General features: G+C 69.8%; 23 protein-coding genes. 15 read left to right on the forward strand and 8 right to left on the reverse strand.

What is annotated here, in order from left to right; all coding sequences use genetic code 11:
* The first annotated feature begins 89 nt into the window (after positions 1 to 89).
* The 5 genes from DKG75_RS01560 to DKG75_RS01580 all read left to right on the forward strand — a co-directional run bounded on the left by DKG75_RS01560 (position 90) and on the right by DKG75_RS01580 (position 4,046).
* The gene (locus DKG75_RS01560; RefSeq protein WP_208112020.1) at positions 90 to 677 is read left to right on the forward strand and encodes a DUF1285 domain-containing protein; all 588 of its coding nucleotides are present in this window, start codon (positions 90 to 92) and stop codon (positions 675 to 677) included.
* Positions 674 to 1,303 carry a CoA pyrophosphatase gene (locus tag DKG75_RS01565; protein WP_109919318.1) on the forward strand — a complete coding sequence of 210 codons (630 nt, stop codon included), beginning with the start codon at positions 674 to 676 and terminating at the stop codon, positions 1,301 to 1,303. The genes DKG75_RS01560 and DKG75_RS01565 overlap by 4 nt, the downstream gene beginning before the upstream one ends.
* A gap of 4 nt (positions 1,304 to 1,307) precedes the next feature.
* On the forward strand, positions 1,308 to 1,583 hold the full coding sequence (locus tag DKG75_RS01570) for a DUF6111 family protein (protein WP_109919319.1): 276 nt from the start codon (positions 1,308 to 1,310) through the stop codon (positions 1,581 to 1,583).
* Positions 1,580 to 2,755 (forward strand): CCA tRNA nucleotidyltransferase, encoded by a 1,176-nt coding sequence (locus DKG75_RS23660; protein ID WP_109919320.1) that lies wholly within the window; start codon positions 1,580 to 1,582, stop codon positions 2,753 to 2,755. Before DKG75_RS01570 ends, DKG75_RS23660 begins: the two co-directional genes overlap by 4 nt.
* Positions 2,756 to 2,864: 109 nt before the next feature.
* Complete coding sequence (locus DKG75_RS01580; protein ID WP_109919321.1) at positions 2,865 to 4,046, forward strand: pyridoxal phosphate-dependent aminotransferase; 1,182 nt, start codon at positions 2,865 to 2,867, stop codon at positions 4,044 to 4,046.
* 128 nt (positions 4,047 to 4,174) lie between these two features.
* Here the strand turns inward: DKG75_RS01580 and DKG75_RS01585 are convergent, their stop codons facing one another.
* Positions 4,175 to 4,588 carry a DUF3830 family protein gene (locus DKG75_RS01585; protein ID WP_109919322.1) on the reverse strand — a complete coding sequence of 138 codons (414 nt, stop codon included), beginning with the start codon at positions 4,586 to 4,588 and terminating at the stop codon, positions 4,175 to 4,177.
* A gap of 56 nt (positions 4,589 to 4,644) precedes the next feature.
* On the opposite strand from DKG75_RS01585, the gene DKG75_RS01590 reads away from it, so the two are divergent.
* Genes DKG75_RS01590 through plsY form a run of 5 tightly spaced genes read left to right on the forward strand, consistent with a single transcriptional unit; the run spans position 4,645 to position 8,581 of the window.
* Positions 4,645 to 5,127, forward strand: coding sequence for a GNAT family N-acetyltransferase (locus tag DKG75_RS01590; RefSeq protein ID WP_166646435.1), 483 nt, complete (start codon positions 4,645 to 4,647; stop codon positions 5,125 to 5,127).
* Between the two features lie 19 nt (positions 5,128 to 5,146).
* The gene (ruvX, locus tag DKG75_RS01595) at positions 5,147 to 5,644 is read left to right on the forward strand and encodes a Holliday junction resolvase RuvX (protein ID WP_109919324.1); all 498 of its coding nucleotides are present in this window, start codon (positions 5,147 to 5,149) and stop codon (positions 5,642 to 5,644) included.
* A gap of 10 nt (positions 5,645 to 5,654) precedes the next feature.
* Positions 5,655 to 6,617 (forward strand): aspartate carbamoyltransferase catalytic subunit, encoded by a 963-nt coding sequence (locus DKG75_RS01600; RefSeq protein ID WP_109919325.1) that lies wholly within the window; start codon positions 5,655 to 5,657, stop codon positions 6,615 to 6,617.
* Positions 6,614 to 7,945, forward strand: a complete 1,332-nt coding sequence (gene pyrC, locus DKG75_RS01605; RefSeq protein ID WP_243746492.1) for a dihydroorotase — start codon at positions 6,614 to 6,616, stop codon at positions 7,943 to 7,945. The genes DKG75_RS01600 and pyrC overlap by 4 nt, the downstream gene beginning before the upstream one ends.
* A gap of 15 nt (positions 7,946 to 7,960) precedes the next feature.
* Positions 7,961 to 8,581, forward strand: coding sequence for a glycerol-3-phosphate 1-O-acyltransferase PlsY (gene plsY / locus DKG75_RS01610; protein WP_109919326.1), 621 nt, complete (start codon positions 7,961 to 7,963; stop codon positions 8,579 to 8,581).
* 61 nt (positions 8,582 to 8,642) lie between these two features.
* Here the strand turns inward: plsY and DKG75_RS01615 are convergent, their stop codons facing one another.
* From DKG75_RS01615 to DKG75_RS01625, 3 genes are all read right to left on the reverse strand, one after another.
* Complete coding sequence (locus DKG75_RS01615) at positions 8,643 to 8,888, reverse strand: hypothetical protein (RefSeq protein WP_109919327.1); 246 nt, start codon at positions 8,886 to 8,888, stop codon at positions 8,643 to 8,645.
* 28 nt (positions 8,889 to 8,916) lie between these two features.
* Positions 8,917 to 10,047, reverse strand: coding sequence for a type III PLP-dependent enzyme (locus DKG75_RS01620; RefSeq protein ID WP_109919328.1), 1,131 nt, complete (start codon positions 10,045 to 10,047; stop codon positions 8,917 to 8,919).
* A 452-nt stretch (positions 10,048 to 10,499) separates the two neighbouring features.
* Positions 10,500 to 11,150 (reverse strand): hypothetical protein, encoded by a 651-nt coding sequence (locus tag DKG75_RS01625; RefSeq protein WP_133636905.1) that lies wholly within the window; start codon positions 11,148 to 11,150, stop codon positions 10,500 to 10,502.
* 61 nt (positions 11,151 to 11,211) lie between these two features.
* Between DKG75_RS01625 and DKG75_RS01630 the strand changes: the two genes are divergently transcribed.
* Positions 11,212 to 13,248, forward strand: a complete 2,037-nt coding sequence (locus DKG75_RS01630) for a protein-disulfide reductase DsbD family protein (protein ID WP_208112019.1) — start codon at positions 11,212 to 11,214, stop codon at positions 13,246 to 13,248.
* On the opposite strand, the gene DKG75_RS01635 is transcribed toward DKG75_RS01630, so the two are convergent.
* Positions 13,239 to 13,469 carry a DUF4169 family protein gene (locus DKG75_RS01635; protein ID WP_109919330.1) on the reverse strand — a complete coding sequence of 77 codons (231 nt, stop codon included), beginning with the start codon at positions 13,467 to 13,469 and terminating at the stop codon, positions 13,239 to 13,241. The genes DKG75_RS01630 and DKG75_RS01635 overlap by 10 nt on opposite strands.
* A 227-nt stretch (positions 13,470 to 13,696) precedes the next feature.
* Here DKG75_RS01635 and DKG75_RS01640 point away from each other — a divergent pair, with 227 nt between their 5' ends.
* A complete protein-coding gene (locus DKG75_RS01640) occupies positions 13,697 to 17,119 on the forward strand; it encodes an AsmA family protein (protein WP_133636903.1) in 3,423 nt (1,140 codons plus the stop codon).
* A 2-nt stretch (positions 17,120 to 17,121) separates the two neighbouring features.
* A complete protein-coding gene (locus DKG75_RS01645; protein WP_109919332.1) occupies positions 17,122 to 18,003 on the forward strand; it encodes a transglutaminase family protein in 882 nt (293 codons plus the stop codon).
* Positions 18,004 to 18,012: 9 nt separating this feature from the next.
* Here DKG75_RS01645 and DKG75_RS01650 read toward each other — a convergent pair whose 3' ends face one another.
* Positions 18,013 to 18,939 (reverse strand): glutathione S-transferase family protein, encoded by a 927-nt coding sequence (locus DKG75_RS01650; RefSeq protein ID WP_109919333.1) that lies wholly within the window; start codon positions 18,937 to 18,939, stop codon positions 18,013 to 18,015.
* Positions 18,940 to 19,206: 267 nt separating this feature from the next.
* On the opposite strand from DKG75_RS01650, the gene DKG75_RS01655 reads away from it, so the two are divergent.
* Complete coding sequence (locus DKG75_RS01655) at positions 19,207 to 19,704, forward strand: DUF4405 domain-containing protein (protein ID WP_109919334.1); 498 nt, start codon at positions 19,207 to 19,209, stop codon at positions 19,702 to 19,704.
* Between the two features lie 8 nt (positions 19,705 to 19,712).
* Here DKG75_RS01655 and DKG75_RS01660 read toward each other — a convergent pair whose 3' ends face one another.
* Together DKG75_RS01660 and fumC are read right to left on the reverse strand one after the other, a co-directional pair.
* Complete coding sequence (locus DKG75_RS01660; RefSeq protein WP_109919335.1) at positions 19,713 to 19,949, reverse strand: ribbon-helix-helix domain-containing protein; 237 nt, start codon at positions 19,947 to 19,949, stop codon at positions 19,713 to 19,715.
* Between the two features lie 16 nt (positions 19,950 to 19,965).
* Complete coding sequence (fumC, locus tag DKG75_RS01665; protein ID WP_109919336.1) at positions 19,966 to 21,369, reverse strand: class II fumarate hydratase; 1,404 nt, start codon at positions 21,367 to 21,369, stop codon at positions 19,966 to 19,968.
* A gap of 84 nt (positions 21,370 to 21,453) precedes the next feature.
* Here fumC and DKG75_RS01670 point away from each other — a divergent pair, with 84 nt between their 5' ends.
* Entirely contained in the window at positions 21,454 to 22,131 is a 678-nt protein-coding gene (locus DKG75_RS01670) for a DUF4286 family protein (RefSeq protein ID WP_109919337.1), read from the forward strand.
* The last annotated feature ends 159 nt before the right edge of the window (positions 22,132 to 22,290 follow it).

The following is a 22,290-nucleotide window of genomic DNA, read 5'->3' on the forward strand; positions in this document are numbered from 1 at the left end:
GGTGCTCACTATATTCGTTACGGACGGCGACAAGGCTAACCCGATACGGGCGGCTCCACCAGACGGCCGTCACGCAAGAGATGAGTGATATGGCAAGCAGTGATCAGGTTCAGGCACCCGATGCGCAAGGGCTGGCCGCGGCGGCGAAGGCGGCGGGCAAGCGCGGGCTGCCGCCCATCCACCTGTGGAATCCGCCCTTCTGCGGCGACATGGACATGGAAATCCGGCGCGACGGCTCGTGGCACTACCTGAAGTCGCCGATCGGCCGCGCCGCCCTGGTGCGCCTGTTCTCCACCATCCTGCGGCGCGAGGACGACGATCACTATTACCTGGTCACCCCGGTCGAGAAGGTGCGCATCCGCGTGGCGGACGCCCCGTTCCTGGCGGTCGCGGCCGAAGTGGAGGGGGCGGGGCAGGGGCAGGCGATTCGCTTCCGCACCAATGTGGACGATGAATTCACCCTGGATGCCGAGCATCCCTTGCGGGTCGCGATCGATCCGGCGACCGGGGAGCCCGCGCCCTATGTCCTGGTCCGCGGCCGGCTGGAAGCCCTGATCAATCGCCCGGTCTTCTATCAACTGGTCGATCTCGCGGTCGAGCAGGGCGAGGATCTCGGCCTCTGGTCCGCCGGGCGCTTCTGGCCGCTCGGCCGGCTCGATGGGGGGGCTTCGGCATGACGCGGGCGGAAATCGCCGCGCGCCTGCGCCACCGGCTGGAGCCGTCGGAACCGGCGCCGGCCGATATTCCGGCCGTCGGCGACTTCGATCTCAATCCTGAGATGCGCGATCTGGTGCCGGCGGGCCGCCTGCTGCGCCCGGCCGCGGTCCTGGTGCCCCTGGTCGAGCGCGCCCCGGGCCTGACCGTGCTGCTGACCCGGCGCACCGACCACCTGAAGAATCACGCCGGCCAGGTCAGTTTCCCGGGCGGGCGGATCGAACCCGGCGACCCCGATCCGGTGGCGGCAGCGCTGCGCGAAGCGCAGGAAGAGATCGGCCTCGATCGCGCCCTGGTTTCGGTCGCCGGCTTTCTCGATCCCTATGAGACCAGCACCGGCTTTCACGTCACGCCTGTGGTAGGCTTTCTCGATTCGGGTTTCACTCCCGTGCCCGACCCGAACGAGGTGGCGGAAGTGTTCGAAGTTCCTCTCGACTTCCTGATGGACCCGGCCAATCAGCAGCGCCACAGCCGCGAATACATGGGCGTGCAGCGCTTCTTCTACGCCATGCCCTATGGCTCGCACTACATCTGGGGCGCCACCGCCGGCATGCTGATGAACATGGCCCGGCGCCTGGGGCGGGCGTGAGATCATGGCCCGCACCATCATCCTCTCCCTGCTCGCCGTGGTCCTGCCCTTCGCGGCCTATCTGTTCTGGTTGCGGTTCGAGCGCTGGCGCGAACGCCTGCCGCCGGAAAAGCGCCCGGTGCCCTGGGTGCCCCTGCTGGCGGTCGGAATCGTGCTCGCCCTCGTCGTCGTCTTCGGCGAGGCGCTGCTCGGCGGGGCGCCGGCCGGCGGCCGCTATGTCCCGGCGCGGATCGAGAACGGCCAGCTCGTGCCCGGACAGTTCGAAGCGCCGGTGAAATGATCCCCGGCCGCCTGCCCGAAGGCGGCTGGCGCCAGTCGGCACCGGTCCGTGCCGTGGTCGCGGCCTTGACCGCCCGGGGCGGGCAGGTGCGTTTCGTCGGCGGCTGTGTCCGCGATGCCCTGCTCGGGCTGGAACCCCATGACATCGATATCGCCACCGCCGACCAGCCCGAGGCGGTGATGGCGCTGGCCCGGGCGGCGGGCCTCAAGGTGGTGCCGACCGGGATCGACCATGGCACGGTGACGGTGATCGCCGATCATTGCCCGGTCGAAGTCACCACCCTGCGCCGCGACGTCGAAACCGACGGCCGCCATGCCGTGGTCGCCTTCACCGGCGATTGGGCGGCGGATGCGGCCCGGCGCGATTTCACCATCAATGCGCTTTATGCCGATCCGGACGGGACCCTGTTCGATCCGGTCGGCGGCGCCGCCGACCTGGCCGCCGGCCGTGTCCGCTTCATCGGCACGCCCGAGGCGCGCCTGGCCGAGGATTACCTGCGCGGCCTTCGCTTCTTCCGCTTTCATGCCCGTTTCGCTGTCGGTCCGGCGGATGCGGCGGCGCTTGCCGCCATCGCCGCCGCGCGGGACGAATTGCGCCGCCTCTCGGCCGAGCGGATCGCCGCCGAACTGCTGAAGATCCTGGCCCTGCCGCGGGCGCCGGCGGCGGTCGACCTGATGGCGCAGGCCGGCGTTCTTGCCGTCCTCCTGCCCGAGGCGGGGCTGGCGCGGCTGCATCGCGTTCATGCCCTGGCCGGCGGGGACGGGCTGCTGCTGCTGTCCGCCCTGCTGCCGGACGATCCTGCCGTCGCGGGCGCGGTGGCGTCCCGGCTGCGCCTGTCACGGGCGGAGCGGGCGCGGATGGCCGCCGCCGCCGATGTCTTCGACCTCGACGGCGGGACCGACGCGCTGAAGACCCTGATCTATCGCCGGGGGCGGCAGGCGGTGCTGGACCGGCTGGCACTGGCCGGCCGGGACGGAGAGATCGCGGCGGTGCGGGCGCTGCCGGTCGCGGCCCTGCCGGTCAAGGGCGCCGATCTCCTGGCGCTGGGGGCGGCGCCGGGACCGGGGCTCGGCCGCCTGCTCGCCGGGATCGAGGATTGGTGGCTGGCGGCGGGCCAGCGCCCGGACCGCGCCGCCTGCCTCGACGAGGCGAGACGCCGCCTGCCGTCCTGACCCCGGGGCGGAGCCCTGCGCCGCCGTCATGTCTCGGCCCGGCGGCTGGCGGTGGCAGGGCGGGAAGGCAGTGGCTATGGTGGGCCCCGGTCATTGCACAGGAACGGTCATGCATTTTTCTCCGCGGGTTCAGCGGCTGGGCGGCAAGGGCTCTGCCGCCTGGGGCATTCATTTCCGGGGCGTCCAGGCGCAGCGCGCCGGGGAAGAGGTGATCCTGCTGTCGGTCGGCGATCCCGACTACGACACCGCGCCCAATATCACCGGTGCCCTCAAGGCCTCGCTCGATGCCGGCGAAACCCATTACGGCGATATCCAGGGCGACCCGCGCCTTCGCGCTGCGATTGCCGCCTATCACACCCGGCTGACCGGCCAGGCCGCCGATGCCGACAATGTGGTGGTGATCGCCGGCGCCCAGGCGGCCATGTTCGCCGCCGCCCAGGTGCTGCTCGGGCCGGGCGATGCGGTGATCGTGCCGTCGCCGCGCTATGTCACCTATGAGGCGCTGATCGGCGCCGCCGGCGGCACCATCGTCGACGTGCCGCTCTACCCCGAGCGCGGCTTCCATCTCGATCCCCGCGACCTGGAACGGGCGGCGATGCAGCCGAACGTCCGCGGCATTATCCTGACCACGCCGAACAATCCGACCGGCACGGTGATGACCGCCGAGGAGGTCGAGGCCGTCGCCGCGGTGGCCAAGCGCCACGATCTCTGGGTCCTGACCGACGAGGTCTATGCCAGCCTCGCCCACGAGCGCCCGCACCTCAGCCCGGCCAGCCTGCCCGGCATGGCGGAGCGGGCGATCACCGTGTGCAGCCTGTCGAAATCCCATGCCATGACCGGCTTCCGCCTCGGCTGGGCGGTCGGGCCGCGGGATTTCGTCGAGCATTACACAAGGCTGGTGCTGTGCATGATCTACAGCTGTCCGCCCTTCATCCAGGCGGCGGCAATCGAGGCGATCGAGGGCGACCAGGAACCCCAGCGGCTCATGCGCGAGGCCTATAAGGCGCGGGGCCGGCTGGTGTTCGAACGCCTGGGGCAAAGCCCCTTCCTGTCCTGCCACCGGCCCGAGGGCGGCATGTTCGTGATGGTCGACATCCGCCGCACCGGGCTTTCCGCCGAAACCTTCGCCGATCTCCTGTTCGAGGAGGAACGGGTGACGACCCTGGTCGGCGATGCCTTCGGCGCAGAGGCGGGCGGCCACCTGCGCCTGTCCATGACCTACGACCTGCCGGTGATGGAGGAAGCCTGCCGCCGCATCATCCGTGTCGCGGAGCGGCACGCGAAACGCTGAGGCGCTTTTCCCCTCACCCCAGCTTTCCCCTCACCCCGCCCTCTCCCCGAAGGGGCGAGGGAGTCCGAACCGCGTCCCCTCGCCCCTTCGGGGAGAGGGTCAGGGTGAGGGGGAGGCCAGGTGAGGGGTCAGGCCAGCTCGAAGCGGATGTCCTGGGCGCCCTGCCACAGGGTCATCCTGCCCAGGGCGACGAGGTTTTCCAGGCCGCCGGTCAGGGTGATGAAATGGTTGCCGGCCAGTTGCCCCATCTTGCTGGCGAATTGCACGCCGCCATAGGCGAGCAGGATTTCCGTCTCGCTGATCCCGCCCGGGTAGAGCAGGATCTGGCCCGGCGCCGGATAGGACGTGTGGTTTTCGTAAGCCACGCCGAAATCGAGGTCGCCCAGCGGGATCCACACCCCTTCGCCGCTCCACCGCACATGCACCACCTTGCTGACGAAGGGCAGGTGGATGCGGAAGGCGGCGCAGGTCTTCGGCGCCAGATCTTCCTCGAGGCGGGCATCGAAGACATAGGGGCCGGCGGTGATGCGAAGTTTCGTCATGGGCGCTCGTGCCTCGAAAGATACCGGATCCGTCAAGGGACGCATGGGGATACGCCGTGGTCAAGCCTGCCGATGACATCGCGCTCGAAACCCTGGGGGCGGAGGCCGCGCCCTCCCTTTTCGCCCTGCTGCGGGCCTCTATCCACGGCCTTGCCGCCCGCCACTACACGCCTGCCCAACTGGTGGCCTGGGCCCCGGACGACGGCGACCTCCCGGCCTTTGCCGGCCGTCTGGCCGGGACGGCGATCATCGCCGCGCGCCGCGGCGCCATGCTCGCCGGCTTCGCCAATCTCGCCCCGGACGGGCTGGTCGATTTCCTCTTCGTGCACCCGGATGCGGCGGGGAGGGGGATCGGCCCCCGCCTTCTCGCCGCGGCCATCGCCGCCGGCCGGGCGCAGGGCATGGCGCAACTGTCGGCCCATGTCAGCCTGACGGCGCGCCCGACCTTCGAGGCGGCCGGCTTCGCGGTCGAGGCGGAACAGCAAGTGCCCCTTTCGGGCGAGGTCCTGACCAATTTCCGCATGCGCCTGGCCCTTTGATCCCTGTATAAGCGCGGCCATGCCCCAGTTCGATCATAGCGGCTTCGATGCCGTCCTGCCGCCCCAGGGCCGGCTTCTCGGTGTCGACCTCGGCACCAAGACCATCGGCCTTGCCCTGTCCGATATTTCGCGCACGGTGGCGAGCCCGTTGGAGACCATCCGCCGGGTGAAATTCTCGATCGACGTCCAGCGCTTCTTCGCCCTGATCGACGAGCATGCGGTGGCGGGCGTCGTCCTCGGCCTGCCCATGAACATGGACGGGACCGCCGGGCCCCGGGTCCAGGCCACCCGCGCCTTCGCGTCCGAAGTCCTCAAGCGCCGCGACCTCGCGCTCAGCTTCTGGGACGAGCGCCTGTCGACGGCGGCGGTGACGCGCATGATGATCGATGCCGACATGACCCGGGCGCGCCGGGCCGAACTCGTCGACAAGCTGGCCGCGACCTATATCCTGCAAGGCTTTCTCGACGGCGCGGCGACCCGCCGGCGCGCTTGCGGCGGGCAGGGGGGCGACGTATAGAACGGGGCTTATGAGCGACTCCGCGACCCTGGGCTATCCCCACCGCCACCTTCTCGGCATCGAGGGGCTGCTGCCCCCGGCCATCACCCATCTGCTGGACCTGGCCGACGGCTATGTCGACCTCAACCGCGGCATCGACAAGAAGAAGTCCAGCCTGCGGGGCCGGACCCAGGTGAACCTGTTCTTCGAATCCTCGACCCGGACCTCGACCTCCTTCGAACTGGCGGGCAAGCGGCTGGGCGCCGACGTCATCAACATGGCGGTCGCGCGCTCCTCCGTCTCCAAGGGCGAAACGCTGCTCGACACCGCCATGACCCTGAACGCCATGCACCCGGACGTGCTGGTGGTCCGGCACCAGGATTCGGGGGCGGTGCATCTGCTGTCGCAGAAGGTCGGCTGCGCGGTGATCAATGCCGGCGACGGCGCCCACGAACACCCGACCCAGGCCCTGCTCGACGCGCTGACCATCCGGCGCCGGCGCGGCCGGCTGGACGGGCAGGTGGTGGCGATCTGCGGCGACATCTTGCATTCCCGCGTCGCACGCTCGAACATCCACCTGCTGAACACCATGGGCGCCCAGGTCCGGGTGATCGGCCCGCCCACCCTGATGCCGCGCAATATCGACGAACTGGGGGTCGAGGTGCATCACGACATGCGGAAGGGCCTGCGCAATGTCGACATCGTCATGATGCTGCGCCTGCAGATGGAACGCATGCAGGGCGCCTATGTCCCGTCCTTGCGCGAATATTTCCACCTCTACGGCCTCGACCAGGAAAAGCTGGCGCTGGCCAAGCCCGACGCCCTGATCATGCACCCGGGCCCGATGAACCGCGGCGTCGAGATCGACAGCACGGTCGCCGACGACATCAACCGCTCGGTGATCCGCGAACAGGTGGAAATGGGCGTCGCCGTGCGCATGGCCTGCCTCGACGCGCTGACCCGCAATCTTCCCAATATCGGAGCGGCATCGTGAAGCGTCCTGCCAACCCCGGTGCCGAAAAGGGCAAGCTGGTCGCCTATCTGAACGCCCGCCTGCTCGATCCCGCCTCCGGCCTCGATACGCCGGGCGCCCTGCTGACCACCGGCGACCAGATCGCCGACGTCGGGCCCCGGCTCTTCTCCGGCGGCGTGCCGTCCGGGGTCGAGGTCGTCGATTGCGGCGGCCATTGCCTGGCGCCCGGCCTCATCGACATGCACGCCTTCGTCGGCGAGCCGGGGGCGGAGCACAAGGAGAGTTTTGCCTCGGCCAGCGCGGCGGCGGCGGCGGGCGGCATCACCACCCTGATCTGCCTGCCGAACACCGATCCGGCGATCGACGAGCCCGCCATCGTCGAATATGTCGAGCGCCGCGCCCGCGAGAACAGCCTCGTCCGCGTCCAGCCCATGGCCGCCGTGACCAAGGGCCTGAAGGGCGAGGAAATGACCGAGATGGGCCTCCTGGTCGAGGCCGGCGCGGTCGCCTTCACCGATGGCGACCGGGCGATCGCCTCCGCCCGGGTGATGCGCCGGGCGCTGGCCTATTCGACCCTGTTCGGCAAGCTGGTCATCCAGCATGCCGAAGATCCCTCGCTCGCCCGCGACGGGGCGATGAACGAGGGCGACGTCTCCACCCGCCTCGGCCTTGCCGGGATCCCGACCGCGGCCGAGGCCATGGTGGTGGAGCGGGACGTCCGCCTCGTGGCGCTCACCGGGGCGCGCTACCATGTCGCCCAGGTCAGCGCCGCCGACACGCTGGAGGTCATCCGCGCGGCCAAGAAGCGGCGGCTGAACGTCACCTGCGGCACCGCCCCCCATTATTTCGCCCTGAACGAGAATGCGGTGAACGACTACCGGACCTTCGCCAAGGTCTCGCCGCCGCTCCGCACCGAGGACGACCGCCTGGCGGTGATCGAGGCGATCAAGGACGGCACGATCGACGTCATCGTCTCCGCCCATCTGCCACAGGACGTCGAATCGAAGCGCCTGCCCTTCGCTCAGGCGGCCTTCGGCGCCGCCGGGCTGGAGACCATGCTGGCGGTGGCCCTGACGCTTCATCATTCGCACGGGCTGTCGCTGAACGAGGTGCTGGCGCGGATGACGGTGGGGCCGGCGAAACTTCTGGGCCTGAATTCCCGCGGCGTGCTGCGCGCCGGGGCCAAGGCCGACCTCATGCTGTTCGATCCGGACAAGCCCTGGCGCGTCAATGTCGACAAACTGAAGGGCAAGTCCAAGAATACGCCGTTCGAGAGTATTCCCCTTTCGGGCAAGGTGCTGATGACCGTCGTCGACGGTCTCAAGGTTTACGACGCCGCCACCGCCTGACCGGATGCCCTGATCATGGACGATCTCGCCGCCGCCGCCACCCTTGCCCTCGGTCTCGTCACCGTCGGGGGCTATCTGCTCGGCTCCATTCCCTTCGGTCTGGTCCTGACCCGGCTTGCCGGCTATGGCGACATCCGGAAGATCGGCTCGGGCAATATCGGCGCCACCAATGTGCTGCGCACCGGCAACAAGCCGCTGGCCCTGGCCACCCTGCTGCTCGACAGCGGCAAGGGGGCGATCGCGGTCGGTCTCGCCTGGTGGCTGGGCGGGAGCGTGCTGGCGGCGATCGCCGGCGGCGCCGCCTTCCTCGGCCATTGCTTTCCGGTCTGGCTGAAGTTCAAGGGCGGCAAGGGGGTCGCGACCTTCCTCGGCACCCTGCTGGCGCTGGCCTGGCCGGTTGGTCTCGCCTGCTGCGGCACCTGGGCGATCACCGCCGCGATCAGCCGCATTTCCTCGCTCTCCGCCCTGGTGGCGGCGGCACTCGGGCCGGTCTTCGCCTATCTCCTGGCGGGCCAGGAACAGGCCTGGATGGCGCTGTTCTGCGCCGTCCTCATCTTCATCCGCCACCGCCCCAACATCGAGCGCCTCTTCGCCGGCACCGAGCCCAAGATCGGTGCCGGCAAGAACAAGGCATAGGCGGGAATCAAAAGCCCCCCGGCTTGGCGCCGGGGGGCTTTTTTGTGTCGTCTTGCTTCGTTCAGGCCGCGCGGGCCTGGGGCGCGATGCCGTAGGCGCGGGCGTCGCGGTTCAGGCGGTACAGGCGTTCCGGCGAGTCGCTGGAAACGCGGCCGTCGTCCAGGCGATAGACCACCACATGGGCGACACGGCCCGCATTACGCCCCTGCAGGCTGGTGAAATCGATCACCGTGCCCTTCTGCTCGCCCCAAAGACCCGGCACCGAGATGCGCTCGCCGATGCGGAAACCCCAATGTTCGTTGATCATGGTCAGGTTCCTTCCGTAACCCGAGGGGTCAGATGCAGATGGTGTTCAGCGGCGCGAAGCCGTTGAAGTTCACCGAGGAGTAGCTGGTGGTATAGGCACCGGTGGCCAGGATCTCGATCTTGTCGCCGATCTTGAGGTCCACCGGCAGTTCGTAGCTCGCCTTCTCGTAGAGGATATCGGCCGAATCGCAGGTCGGGCCGGCCAGGATCACCGGGGCGGTCGCGCCGCCATCGTGCGGGGTGCGCAGACGGTACTTGATCGCCTCGTCCATGGTTTCCGCGAGGCCGGAGAACTTGCCGACATCGAGGTAGATCCAGCGCTTGTCTTCCGCCTCGTCCTTCTTCGAGATCAGCACGACCTCGGTCTGCAGGATGCCGGCATCGCCGGCCATGCTGCGGCCCGGCTCGATGATGATGTCGGGGATCGCATTGCCGAAGTGGTTGTAGATCGCATCCATGACCGCGGCGGCATAGGCCTCCAGCGGCGGCACGTCGGCCCGGTACTTGGCCGGGAAACCGCCGCCCAGGTTGATCATGCGCAGTTCGACGTCCCGCTCGCGCAGGATCGAGAACAGGCTCGCGACGCCGCCGACCGCCTTGTCCCACTGGCCGAGGTCGGTCTGCTGCGAGCCGACGTGGAAGGAGATGCCATAGGGATCGAGACCCTTCTCGCGCGCCTTCACCATCAGGTCCGCCGCCATCTGCGGGGTGCAGCCGAACTTCCGCGACAGCGGCCATTCGGCGCCTTCGCATTCGACCAGCACGCGGCAGAACACGCGCGAGCCGGGGGCGGAACGGGCCAGCTTCTCAAGCTCGGCTTCCGAATCGAAGGCGAACAGGCGCACACCCAGGGCATAGGCGGTCGCGATGTCGGTTTCCTTCTTGATCGTGTTGCCGAAGGAAACATTCGCGGGATCGGCGCCCTGGTCCAGCACCAGTTCGATCTCGCCGCGCGAGGCGGTGTCGAAGGATGAGCCGAGGGCGTTCAGCCGCGCCACCACATCCGGCATCGGATTGGCCTTCACGGCATAGAAGATCTTCGCCGCCGGCAGCAGGCGGTGAAGGTTGCTGTAATTGTCCTCGATGACGTCCAGGTCCACCACCAGGCAAGGGGTGGCGGGGCGGCGCTCGTCCAGGAAACGGCGGATCTTCTCGGTCATGTGCGTAGTCCCAAGCGTGCCGCAGCGTGTGCGGCCGAGAAAGACAACAGGTTTTATCGGTGAAGGTGCAGGGCGGCCCGTCGGGGCCGGGTGCCGGAAGTCAGTCCGGCGCCCGCATACTCGAAGCGAGGTTCGAGCTGAAAGCCGCGGCGAAAACCTGCCGGCCTCCCATGAGCTTGGAAGCCTGGTCGGCTGCGGGTTGGTCAGCTTTGGAGATGTAGGTCTGGTCTGTGCCAGCCTTCAGGCCATCACGGTGCAGCATCGTCGTTCCCTCTCGGGTTTCGGGTTTCCCCGGAAATTCCAAAAAGGACGCCTAACGTCGTTGCTGTACCACCTTGGGCCATGGGCACGTGCGGGTGCGTCTGGTGCGGAGATATAGGGCAAAATCGCGGGGGTGCAAGAAGAAATTTGCGACACCGCGGCAAGCCATCCCGCACTGTGGCAACGGTCACTCAATCGAGCCGCAACGGCCCCCAAACCAGGCAGAAATACTGGGTTTCGCCACCGTCTGCCGTTTTTCTGGTCAGCATGGTCGAGCCGCTGCGCGACCAGCGGAAGCGCAGGGTCTCGTTCGTGTCCGGATCGAGCCAGCGCAGGCTGATTCGATGGCTGCCCAGGGATTTCTCGCAGCACTCCCCGGTCCGGCAGTCGCCGGCGCAGCAGCCCCAGGGCTTGGCCGGGTCCGCAAGGCAGGCATGCAGCCCCGGCGGGATGGCGACGCTGGCGGCAGGCGGGGGCAGGGCGCGGGCGCCGCCGCCGGCGTCGAGGGCGATCAGGGGGGCATCGGCGAAGGCTTTGGCGATCGCCGCCTCGGCCGCGGCCTGGGGCAGGGTTTCCGAGAGTTGCCGGATGTCCCGGTCGCCCAGGGGCCAGCGCATCAGATAGGCGCGGGGCGGCGTGCCCAGGCGGGCGCGCTCGAGATAGGCCTTGCCGGGGCGGACGTCGGCATCGCCGCAGGCGATCACGCCTCGCGTCGCGCAATCGGGGCAGACGGCGGCGATCGCCGCGCGCAGCGGTTCCGGCAGGTGCAGGCGCTCGGTGCCGAGGGCAGGCCCGGCCAGCAACCCGAAAAAAGCGGCAACAGCGGCTATGCGGCGCATCATCAACCAGCCTTAATCCCGCGTATAAATCGTGACCATGTTAAACCGGGATTGCGCCGCCGCCATGTCCAGACTTGCCCTTTCGAGGCTGTTCGCCTGTCTTCTGGCCCTGCTGGCCTGGCAGGCCGGCGTGGCCGGCGCGGCCCCGGTGAAGACGGAGAACGCCGAGGCGGAACTGATCGCCGAAGGGGTTGCGGTGCCGGGCGGGACGGTGACCGTAGCACTTCGCCTGAAGGCGCGGCCGGGCTGGCATACCTATTGGCTCAACCCGGGCGATACCGGCCTGCCGACCACCATCGCCTGGACCTTGCCGGCGGGGGCCGGCGCCGGGCCGATCCAATGGCCGCTACCGAAGGCGCTGCCGGTCGGGCCCCTGATGAATTACGGCTATGAGGGCGAGGTCTGGCTGCTGACCGAGATCGCGGTGCCGGCTGCGTTCGCCGGCGAAAGCCTGGCCCTGGCCGCCCGCGCCGACTGGCTGATCTGCGCCGAGATCTGCGTGCCCGAAGGCGCGGACCTGAGCCTGACGGTGCCGGTCGGCCCGGCGCCCGCGGCCGATCCCGCCCATGTCCTGAATTTCGAGCGGACGCGGGCCCTGCTGCCCCTGCCGCTGCCCGAGCCCCTGGTGGCGTCGCGGGCCGGGGCGGCGCTCGAAATCCTGCTGCCCGAAAGCCTTCAGGCCCGGGCCGCGCGCTTCTTTCCGGCCGAAGAGGATGTCGTCGTCGCCGCCGAGCCCCAGCCGCTCGAAGGCAGCCGCCTGAGTGCCCGTCTGGAGCCTCGCTTTGCCGGCGATCGGCTGCGCGGCGTGCTGGTGCTCGAAAGCGCCGGCTGGACCCGGGCTTTCACGGTCGATGCCGCGATCGCCGGTGCGGCGCCCGGGCCCGCCGCGCCCGGGCGCGTCGCCCCGCCGGCCGCGCCGGCGATCGGCCTGCCGCTCGCCCTGCTGTTCGCCTTCGTCGGCGGCCTGATTCTCAATCTCATGCCCTGCGTGCTGCCGGTGCTGTCGATCAAGGTGCTGTCGCTGGCCGGGCACCGCGACGGCGCCCGCGGCCAGGGCCTTGCCTATACCGCCGGCGTGCTGGTCTGTTTCCTGGCCCTGGCCGGCGGCCTGATCGCGCTGCGGGCGGGGGGGGAGGCGATCGGCTGGGGCTTCCAGTTGCAGTCGCCGGTGGTGATCGGCCTCCTGGCCTATCTCTTCTTCGGTCTCGGCCTGTGGATGCTCGATATCGTCAGTTTCGGCAACCGGCTGATGGGCGCGGGCGAGGGCTTGACCCGGCGGGGCGGGCTGGCCGGTTCCTTCGGCACCGGGCTGCTGGCCGCCGTGGTCGCGACGCCCTGCACCGCGCCCTTCATGGGGGCGGCGCTCGGCTTCGCCCTGACCCGGCCCGCGGCCGAGGCGCTGGCGATCTTCCTCGTCCTCGGCCTCGGGCTGTCGGCGCCGTTCCTGCTGGTCAGCTTCGTGCCCGCGCTCGGCCGGCTGCTGCCCCGGCCCGGGGGCTGGATGGTGCGGCTGAAGAAGATCCTGGCCTTTCCGCTGTTCGGTTCGGCCGTCTGGCTGCTGTGGGTGCTGTCGGTGCAGACCGGCGCGGTGGCGGTGGCGACCGCGGGCAGCGGGTTGCTGCTGATCGCCTTCGCCGCCTTCGTGCTGCGCGAATTCGGCGGCATCGGCGGGCGGCTGGTGGCGCTTGCCGCCCTGCTCGGCGCTTTCGCCACCGCCGTCCTGCCCGGCAGCCCCGCGCCCGGGGCGGCACCGGCGGCGGCGGGGGCCGAGGCCTATAGCGCCGGCCGGCTGGCGGAACTGCGGGCGGCGGGTACGCCGGTCTTCGTCAATCTGACGGCGGCCTGGTGCATCACCTGCCTCGTCAACGAACAGGTCGCCCTGGACCGGCCGGCGGTGAAGAAGGCCCTGGCCGAGACCGGCACCGTCTATATGGTCGGCGACTGGACCAACCGCGATCCGGACATCACCCGCCTTCTGACGGAAAACGGCCGCTCGGGCGTGCCGCTCTATCTTCTCTATCCGGCCGGGGGCGGGGCGCCGCAACTCCTGCCCCAACTGCTGACCGAGGGGCTGGTGGTCGAGACCCTGGCTCAGCCCTGAGGGTCGGTCTCGTCGTCGGGCTTGGGGCGATCGAGGCGGTGACCCTCGTGGCGGCGGGCCTCCAGCGTCTCGCGCGCCGCCTCGAGGCGCTTTTCAGCCAGGGGGCGGCCGAAGCGGCTGCGGTTCTCGGCGGCCTTGGCCGCGGCGTCGGCACGGGTTTTCGCCTTCCGCGCCCGGCGCAGATTGACGATCTCGGCCGGGCCTTCACGGTCCTTGCTCATGTCCTCGCCCCTTGTTCTTTTCCGCTTGTCGCCGAAGGTGCGCCCGCCGTCAATCGCGGGCACGCTGCCAAAGTGCCGGAATTTTGCCTAATTCATTGAGTTGAAATGGAAAAATTCAGCGTCATGGGGTATTCGAGAAGGCGGCGGCGCCATGGCCCCGGTTGTTTCGGGCGGCGGGCTGCAAGCGTTTTGGAATTTGTGGCCGCGGAATTGGACGGAGGCGTGAGTTGCGCAAGCTCCTGATCGGTGTCGGCGCCGTGGTCGGCCTTGTGGTCGGCCTTGGCTTCGCCGCCCCGCTGTTGATCGATCTCAACGATCAGAAGCCCCGCATCGCCGCCCTGATCGAGGAGGCGACGGGCCACAGGGTCGTGCTCGGCGGCGATATCCGCTTTACCGTGCTGCCGGTACCGGCGGTTTCGGTGCGCAACGTGCGGGTGCTGGGGCGCGAGGCCGCGGGGCCCGATCTCGCCGACGTCCAGGCGATCGATCTCCGCCTCAGCCTGATCGCCCTGCTGGGCGGCAAGGTCGATGTCGCCGAGGTCCGCCTGTCCCGCCCGGTGGTGATCGTCGCCGAGGCCGACCTGGGCGCCCCCGCGCCGGCCGGCGAGACCCCGGCGCCAGCGGCAGCGGGCGGCGGCGGGGCCGATTCGGTCTCGGTCCAGCGGGTGCTGATCGAAGACGGCCTGATCGAATGGCGCCCGGCCGCCGGCCCCGCCCGCCGCCTCGAAGGGTTGGAAGCCAATATTTCCGCCCCCAGCCTCTACGGCCCCTATACGGTCAGCGGCGGGGCCAGCTATCACGGCCAGCCGGTCGCCCTCGATCTTGCGCTCGGCCGCTTCACCTCCGGCCAGTTGCTGGCCTATGACGTCAGGCTGGCACTGGCCGGCGGCACCATGGCGCTGGGCGGCAGCCTGGATCCGGCAGCACCCGGCGGGCCGGCGGTGCAGGGCAAGCTGCGCCTTTCGATCGACGATCCGGCCGCGATCGGGGCTTTGACCGGGATCCAGCTGCCGGTCAGGGGCACGATCGTCGCCGAGGGCGCGCTCAAGGCTTCGGCCGCGGCGGTCGCGATCGACGATCTCGCGGTCTCGGTCGGCGACTCGCGGGGCAGCGGCCGGCTTGCCGTCGCCTTCGGCCCGACCACGGCGGTTTCGCTGAAATTGCGCATGCCGCGCCTCGACGGCGATGCCCTGCTGGCCGCGGTCCAAGCCCCGGCGGCCGAGGCTGCCGCCGACGCCGCCGCGCTGCCGGCGCCGCCCGGGCCGGCGCTCGCCCTGCCGGCGGGGGTGACGGCGGATGTCGATCTCGCCATCGACGCGCTGCAATGGTCGGGGGCGGTGATCCAGAAGATCGCCCTGGTCGCGGCGCTGGAAGGCGGCAAGCTGACCCTGTCCAAGGCCTCCGCCGTGCTGCCGGGGGCGACCGATATCGGCCTTTCCGGCGCCGCCGCCAGCCGCGACGGGCGGCCGCGCTTCGAGGGCACGGTCGACGTCGCCTCGGACAACCCGCGCGCCCTGACCGACTGGCTGAAATTGACGCCGGACGGATTGCCGGCCGGCCGCCTGACCCGCTTCACCCTGACCGCGAAAGTCTCGACCGACGGCATCGGCGCCGCCCTGTCGGACCTCGTGGTCCGCCTCGACGGTTCGACCGCCCGGGGCAGCGCCGGCTGGCAGCCCGGGGTGCGGCCGACCGCCATGCTCTCCCTCGATATCGACCGGGTGGATGCGGACGATTACCTGGGGCTGGCGGCCCCCGCCGTCCCGGCCCCGGCGGCCCCGGCCAATCCCCTGGCCGAGATCGGCGCCGCCGCGCCGGCCGCGCCCTGGCCGGATCCCGGGTTCGACCTTGCGCTGCGCCTCAAGCTCGGCAGTCTCACCCTTCATGGCAACGAGGTGAAGGCGGTGGACCTGGACGGCCTGGTGACGCCGGACACCCTGCGCCTGACCACGCTTGCGGTCGCGGATTATGCCGGCCTGAAACTCGGCGCCAGCGGCAAGCTCGGCTTCGCCAAGGAGGCGCCGGAGGGCGATTTCGCCTTCCAGATCGAGGCGCCGTCGCCTCAGCCCCTGCTGGCCCTGGCGGGGATCGCCGCGCCGGCGGGCACGGCCTCGCTCGGCCGCCTCGCGGTCGAGGGCCGGCTGACCGGCAAGCCGGAGGCGCCGCTGGTCGATGCCTGGGCCAGCGTCGGCGAAACCCGGCTGGCGCTGGCGGGCGCCATCGGCAGCCTGCGCCAGCCCGTCTTCGACCTCAAGGGCACCTTCAGCGCGCCCGAACTGCTGGCGCTGGCGGTGCAGGCCGGCCTCAGCCCGGCGCCGGCGGGGCCGGTGCTGGGCCCGGTCGATCTCGCCATCACCCTGCGCGGGACCGCGGACCAGCCGGCGGTCGAGGCCAACGGCCGCCTGGGGCCGGCCGATCTGTCGCTCGCCGGCGCGATCGGGGCCGAAGGCTACCGGATCGCGGCCAAGCTGGAGGCGGCCAATGGCGCCGCCATGCTGACCCGCCTCGGCCTCACCGGGGCGGTGAGCGGCCCCCTGGCGCTGGCGCTCGAAGCCCGGGGCAAGGCCGGCGAATTGGTGCTGTCCGCCCTGAAGGCGACCGTCGGCCCCAACCGGATCGAGGCCGAGGGGACCCTGGCCACCGCCGGCAGCCGGCGCTTCACCGGCAGGATTTCGGCGCCCTATCTCGACCTCGCCCTGTTCGGCGGCGGCACTGGCCCGGCCGGGGCCGCGACGCCGGCCCCGGCGCGGCCGGCCGGCAATCGCTGGTCCACCCGGCCGATCGATATCGAGGGCCTGCGCCGGTTCGACGGCGCCATCGACCTTGCGGCGGACCGGCTGGTCGCCGGCAGTTTCACGCTCAGCGCGGTCAGCGCCCGCCTGACCGCGGCCCAGGGCGTGCTGTCCCTGGCCGACCTGAAGGCCACGGCCGATCCGGGCGCCGTGAACGGCACCGTCACCCTGGATGCCAGCGGCGATGCCCTGGGCATCGCGGCGGAGATCAGGGCGACCGGCTTCGACCTCGACGCCCTGACCGGCCGCAAGGGTGCCGAGCCCGGGCTTTCCGGCAGCGGCGACCTGACCCTGGGGCTGACCGGGATCGGCCGCAGCACGTTCGAGATCGTCTCCAGCCTGACCGGCCAGGGCAGCCTGCTCGCGACCGAGGGGCGCATCCACGGCATCGACCTGAAGACCCTGTCCGACGGCCTGAAGACCGTGAACCAGCCGGGCGACATCATCGGCCGCATCGCCGCCGCGGTGAAGGCGGGCTCCACCGCCTATCGCCGCATCGCCACCGACCTCGCGGTCGCGCGGGGCATCGTCAAGCTGGCCGGGATCGGGTCCGATATCGACGGCGGCACGCTTTCCGGCGACGGCACGGTGGACCTGCCGGCCTGGAACACGCGCCTGCGCCTTGCCCTGAAGCTGGCCGAGCCGGCCGACCTGCCGCCCCTCGGCATCGATATCTCCGGCCCGCCCGACGCCCCGGGGGCGGACGTCCGCAGCCGCGACATCGAGAATTACTACCTGCAGAAATTCATCGGCAGCAAGCTGCCGGATATTCCGGGCCTCGGCGGGGGCGGGGGCGGAGGCCGCGATCCTGGCAAGGCGATCGTCGATCAGATCTTCAAGGGCCTCGGGGGGAAATAGGCATGCGGCACCTGACGGTTCACCATGCGACGCGCTACAGCTATGCCCGGCCGGTCGCGCTGGGCGAGCACCGGCTGATGATCCGGCCGCGCGACAGCCACGACCTGCGTCTGGCCGAGGCGACCCTCGTCCTGTCGCCGCCGGGCGAGATCCGCTGGATCCACGATGTCTTCGGCAATTCGATCGCCATCGTCACCTTCGCCCAGCCGGTGACCGAACTGGTGATCGAAAGCACGCTCAGCCTCGACCGCTATCCCTATGTCCCGCCCCGGCTGGACATCGATCCCGATGCGGCGACCTATCCCTTCATCTATTCGCCGGAGGACCGCCGCGACCTCGGCCCCTTGCGCGAACCGCATTACGCCGATGCCAAGGATGTGCTGGCCGGCTGGATCTCGGCCTTCGTGATGGGCAAGGGCACGGATACGCTGGCCCTGCTGGCCGATATCAACAACGGCATCAAGACCGGCTTCACCTATCAGGCGCGCGAGGCGGAGGGGACCCAGACCCCGGTCGAGACGATCGAGAAGGGCAGCGGCACCTGCCGCGATTTCGCCCTGCTGTTCATCGAGGCGGCGCGCCATCTCGGCTTCGGCGCCCGCTTCGTCTCGGGCTACCTCTATGACCCCGCCCTCGACGTCGGGGCCGAGGGCGAGGATATCCAGGGCGCCGGCGCCACCCATGCCTGGGCCGAGGTCTATCTGCCCGGCGCCGGCTGGGTGGAATACGATCCGACCAACGGCCTGATCGGCAGCGAAGCCCTGATCCGCATCGCCGTCACCCGCGACGCCGGCCAGGCGACCCCGATCGGCGGCAGCTTCACCGGCGAGGCGGGCGACTATCTGGGCATGACGGTCGACGTCTCGGTCACCGCCCGGGGCTGAGGGGCCGGGTCAGGCGCCCGTGATCTCATAGCCCTGGCGCGGGAAATGGACGTGCAGCGTGCCAAGGCCCTTGACCTCGCGCGCGACGATCCAGCGCCACGGCGTCACCCCGGCCAGCGTGCCCCTGGTCGGTTCCTGCGCGTAGTCGGCCGGGGCGACGGCAACCGGGGTGCCGACGAGGGGATCCGCCGCCGCTTCCGCCGGGACCGGCCGGGGCTCGGCGGCACTGGCCACGGCCAGCGTCTCCTTGGGGTCGATCTCCTGGCGGTTTCCGTCGCCGAAGGCCCGCATCCGCGCCATCCAGCCCGAAACCGCGGGATAGGGCCGGACCAGCGGCGAGCCGCCCCTGTCGGCCATGAACCAGAGGGCGTGATAGGCCGAGAAATCGGCATGGCCCGGTGCCGGCCCGAACAGGAAATCATGCGCCTGCAAACGGCGCTCGGCATCGGCCAGGTGATCGAGCACGCGCTGGCGCGGGGCCTTGAGGCGGCGCCGGTCGACCGCCGATTTCCGGCCGATCTGGATGCGGTCGACGATCAGGCGCAGGCCGTCCAGCGGGCTCATGCCCGACCGGCCGTTGCGGAGCAGCGCCAGCGGCCGCGCCTGCATGATGCAGCACAGGAAGATTTCGAGGTCGACCGTGCGGACGTAATCCTGAACCGCCGCCCCGCCGGCCTCGAGCGACAGTGCCGGCTGGCCGGAGCGGGCGGCGATCTCTTCGGCGATGATCTTCGAATCGCAGAAGATATCGGCGCCGACCTGCGCCACCGGAACCTTGCGATAGCCGCCGGCCAGTTGCGCCAGCACCGGCCGGGGCGGGAATTCACGGGTTACGGCCGAACGCCAGGGCAGGCCCGCATGGCCCAGCATGGAACGGACCTTCTGCGAAAAGGGCGACAGGGCGTAATGGTGCAGAATGAATTCCGGGGAATTCATGTCTTCTCTCCTTCTTCGGCCCGGCCGCTTTTCTGTCCGGTCGCGGGCCATGATGCCGCGGCCATTGTCGGCTGCCGGGCGCCGGCATGGCCACCCCTGCGTATCGCCGGGAATCCCCGGGGGCGGGACTGAAGGGCAGGCGCAGGAAAAGGCCCGGGCGGGCGTTACAGATCGGAGCGGGCGATCACAAGCCCGCCTGGCGCAAGCCAGCCTGGGATGGGTCTGCCAGGGATGGGGCCGTGTCCGTTGTTTTTCGGGGCTGACATCATGGGTAATTTCATCAATCGCTATGCAACGCCGCTGACCACCGGCCTGTTCGTGGTCTCCGCCGTTTCGGGCCTTGCGCTTCTGTTCGGCTGGGCACCCCGGGCGTTCCACGGCATGCACGAATGGCTGAGCCTCGTGCTGCTGCTGCCCTTCGGCTTTCATGTGGCCAGGAACTGGCGGCCGCTGGTCGCCTATGCCAAGCGCAAGACGCTGTTTCTGCCGCTGGCCCTGTCGCTGGTGCTGGCGGCGCCCTTCGCCGTTGCCGGCCTTGCCGGCGGGCCCGGGGGCAATCCGGCGTTCCGGGCCCTGCCGCTGCTGGCCGCCGCGCCGCTGAGCGATCTGGCGCCGATCCTGAAGACGACGCCGGAAGCCCTGATCGAAGCCCTGAAGGCCCAGGGCCTGAACCCGACCTCGCCGCAGGATACGCCGGCCGCCCTGGCCGCGGCGGCGGGCCGGCCGGTCAATCCGGTGCTGATCGCCCTGATGCCCGCGCCCTGATGGGGGCGTCAGTCGGCGGCGGGGGCGGGCAGGGGCAGCCTGCCTGCCCGCGCCGCCGCCAGCAGGAACTGGCGGATCGCGCTCGACAGATTGGTGTCGCCGTCGCGGGTCGCATCGATTTCGGTCACCAGGGCGTTCACCGTCTGCCCGTTGAGGCGGGCATAATCGGCAAGCGCCATCCAGAAACTGTCTTCGAGGCTGACCGAGGTGCGGTGGCCGGCAATCTCGATCGAACGCTTTTGCATGATGCTCCTCTGGGGCTCAGCTTCCGTCGGGGCCGAGCATGGTCCGGGGGTCGAGCAGCACGTCGAAACGCGCGGCATCGATCAGGCCCAGGTCAAGCGCGGCCTCGCGCAGGGTCTGGTTGTGGTGATGGGCGTGTTTGGCGATTTTCGCCGCATTGTCGTAGCCGATCTCCGGCGCCAGCGCCGTCACCAGCATCAGCGAGCGGCGCACCGATTCATCGAGCCTGGCTTCGTTGGCGATGGCGCCGATGACACAGCGGTCGGCGAAGGACCGTGCGGCATCGCCAAGCAGGGCGATCGACTGCAGCAGGGCGGCGCCGATCACCGGCTTGAACACATTCAGCTCGAAATGGCCCTGGGTGGCGGCGAAGGCGATGGTGGCGTGATTGCCGATGACCCGGGCCGCGACCATGGTCAGGGCTTCCGCCTGGGTCGGGTTCACCTTGCCCGGCATGATGGAGGAGCCGGGCTCGTTCTCCGGCAGGGACAATTCGCCAAGGCCGGAGCGGGGGCCGGAGCCCATCAGGCGGATGTCGCTGGCGATCTTGAAGCAGGCGATCGCCGCCACCTCGACCGCGGCCGACAGCGCCGCCGCCGGCTCGTGCCCGGCAAGCGCCGCGAATTTATTGGCGGCGGAGCGGAAGGGAATGCCGCTGATGTCGGCCAGTTCCGCCGCCACTTTTTCGGCAAAGCCGGCGGCCGCGTTCAGCCCGGTGCCGACCGCCGTGCCGCCCTGGGCGAGGTCGAGAACGCCGTCGAGGGCATGCTCGATCCCCTTGATCGCGAAGGCCAGCTGCGCGGCATAGCCGCCGAATTCCTGGCCCAGGGTCAGGGGCACCGCATCCTGCAGGTGGGTGCGGCCCATCTTCACAATGTGGCCCCAGGCCAGCGCCTTCTGTTCCAGCGCTTCAAGCAGGTGGCGAAGGCCGGGCAGCAGGCGGTGGGTGACCTCTTCCGCCGCCGCGACATGGATCGCGGTCGGGAAACTGTCGTTGGACGACTGGCCGTAATTCACATGGTCGTTCGGATGCACCGGCACCTTGGAGCCGCGCACCCCGCCGAGGGCATCGATGGCGAGGTTCGAGACGACCTCGTTCACATTCATGTTCGACTGGGTGCCCGAGCCGGTCTGCCAGACGACGAGGGGGAACTCGGCATCATGCCGGCCATCGGCCACATCGGTGGCGGCGGCGGCGATGGCGGCGGCGACCTCGGCCGGGATCTTGCCCGTCGCGCCGTTCACCCGGGCCGCCGCCAGCTTCACCAGGGCGAGGCCCCGGATGATCGGCGCCGGCATCCTGTCGGCGGTGCCGCCGATCGGGAAATTCTCCAGGCTGCGCTGCGTGTTCGCACCCCACAGGCGATCCGCCGGCACCTCGATGGGGCCGAAACTGTCGCGTTCCGTGCGGGTATTGCCCATTAGATCCTCCATATGGACGGTTGCATGGTAGCGCCGATCGACGACGCTTCTGTGAAAGCCACAGACAATGACAAAGGTGGGGGCATGGCCAGGCATGTGCAGATCGTCTTATCCAATCCCGCGAGCATCGATCGCGATCGGGAATTCAACGACTGGTACGGCCGGCAGCATATACCGGACCTGATGCGCCTGCCCGGCTTCAAGGCGGCCCAGCGCTACCGCGTGGCGCTGCCCTTCGCCGGGGCCGTGCCCTGGTCCCATGCGGTGCTCTACGAGCTCGAGTGCGACGATCTGGGCGCCATGCTGGCCGAACTGGTCGATGCCCATGGCGACGGGCGGATCGCGGTCTCGGATGTGCTGGACACCGCGACCCTGACCGCCCTGGTGTTCAGCCCGCTCGGGCCCCACCAGGGGGTGAAGGGCCGCCGCCGGCAGGTCTTCGCCGCCCTGTCGAAGCCGGCCGCGGGGCGCGAGGCGGATTTCAACGCCTGGTACGACGGGCGCCATGTCCCCGACGTCATCCGCGTGCCGGGGATTTTCGGCGCCGGGCGCTATCGCCTGTCGACGACCTTCCTCGATCCCCTGGGCCAGGACCAGTCCTATCTGGCGCTTTACGATGTCGACAGCGAGGACCTAAGGGCGCTGGCCGCGCAATTGCGCGCCGATGTCCGCAGCGAGCGGACCCAGATGTCGGACGCGATCGATACCGGCGCCCTGACCGCCTTTTTCCTGGAGCCGGTCGGGCCGGTTTTTATCCGGTGACGGCGGCAGGGCAGTCAGTCTGCCGCGCGGGTTGAAAGCCAAGGGATGTTCGATTGATCTTCAAAAGTAGTATATTTTTGATATATTAAACTGAGGGATGCGTTTTGGGCGACTCTCCCGCTTAGGGATGCCCGCGTCCTCTTGATCGCATTGGAAATT

Source organism: Zavarzinia compransoris (genome assembly GCF_003173055.1).
Classification (GTDB): Bacteria; Pseudomonadota; Alphaproteobacteria; order Zavarziniales; family Zavarziniaceae; genus Zavarzinia; species Zavarzinia compransoris.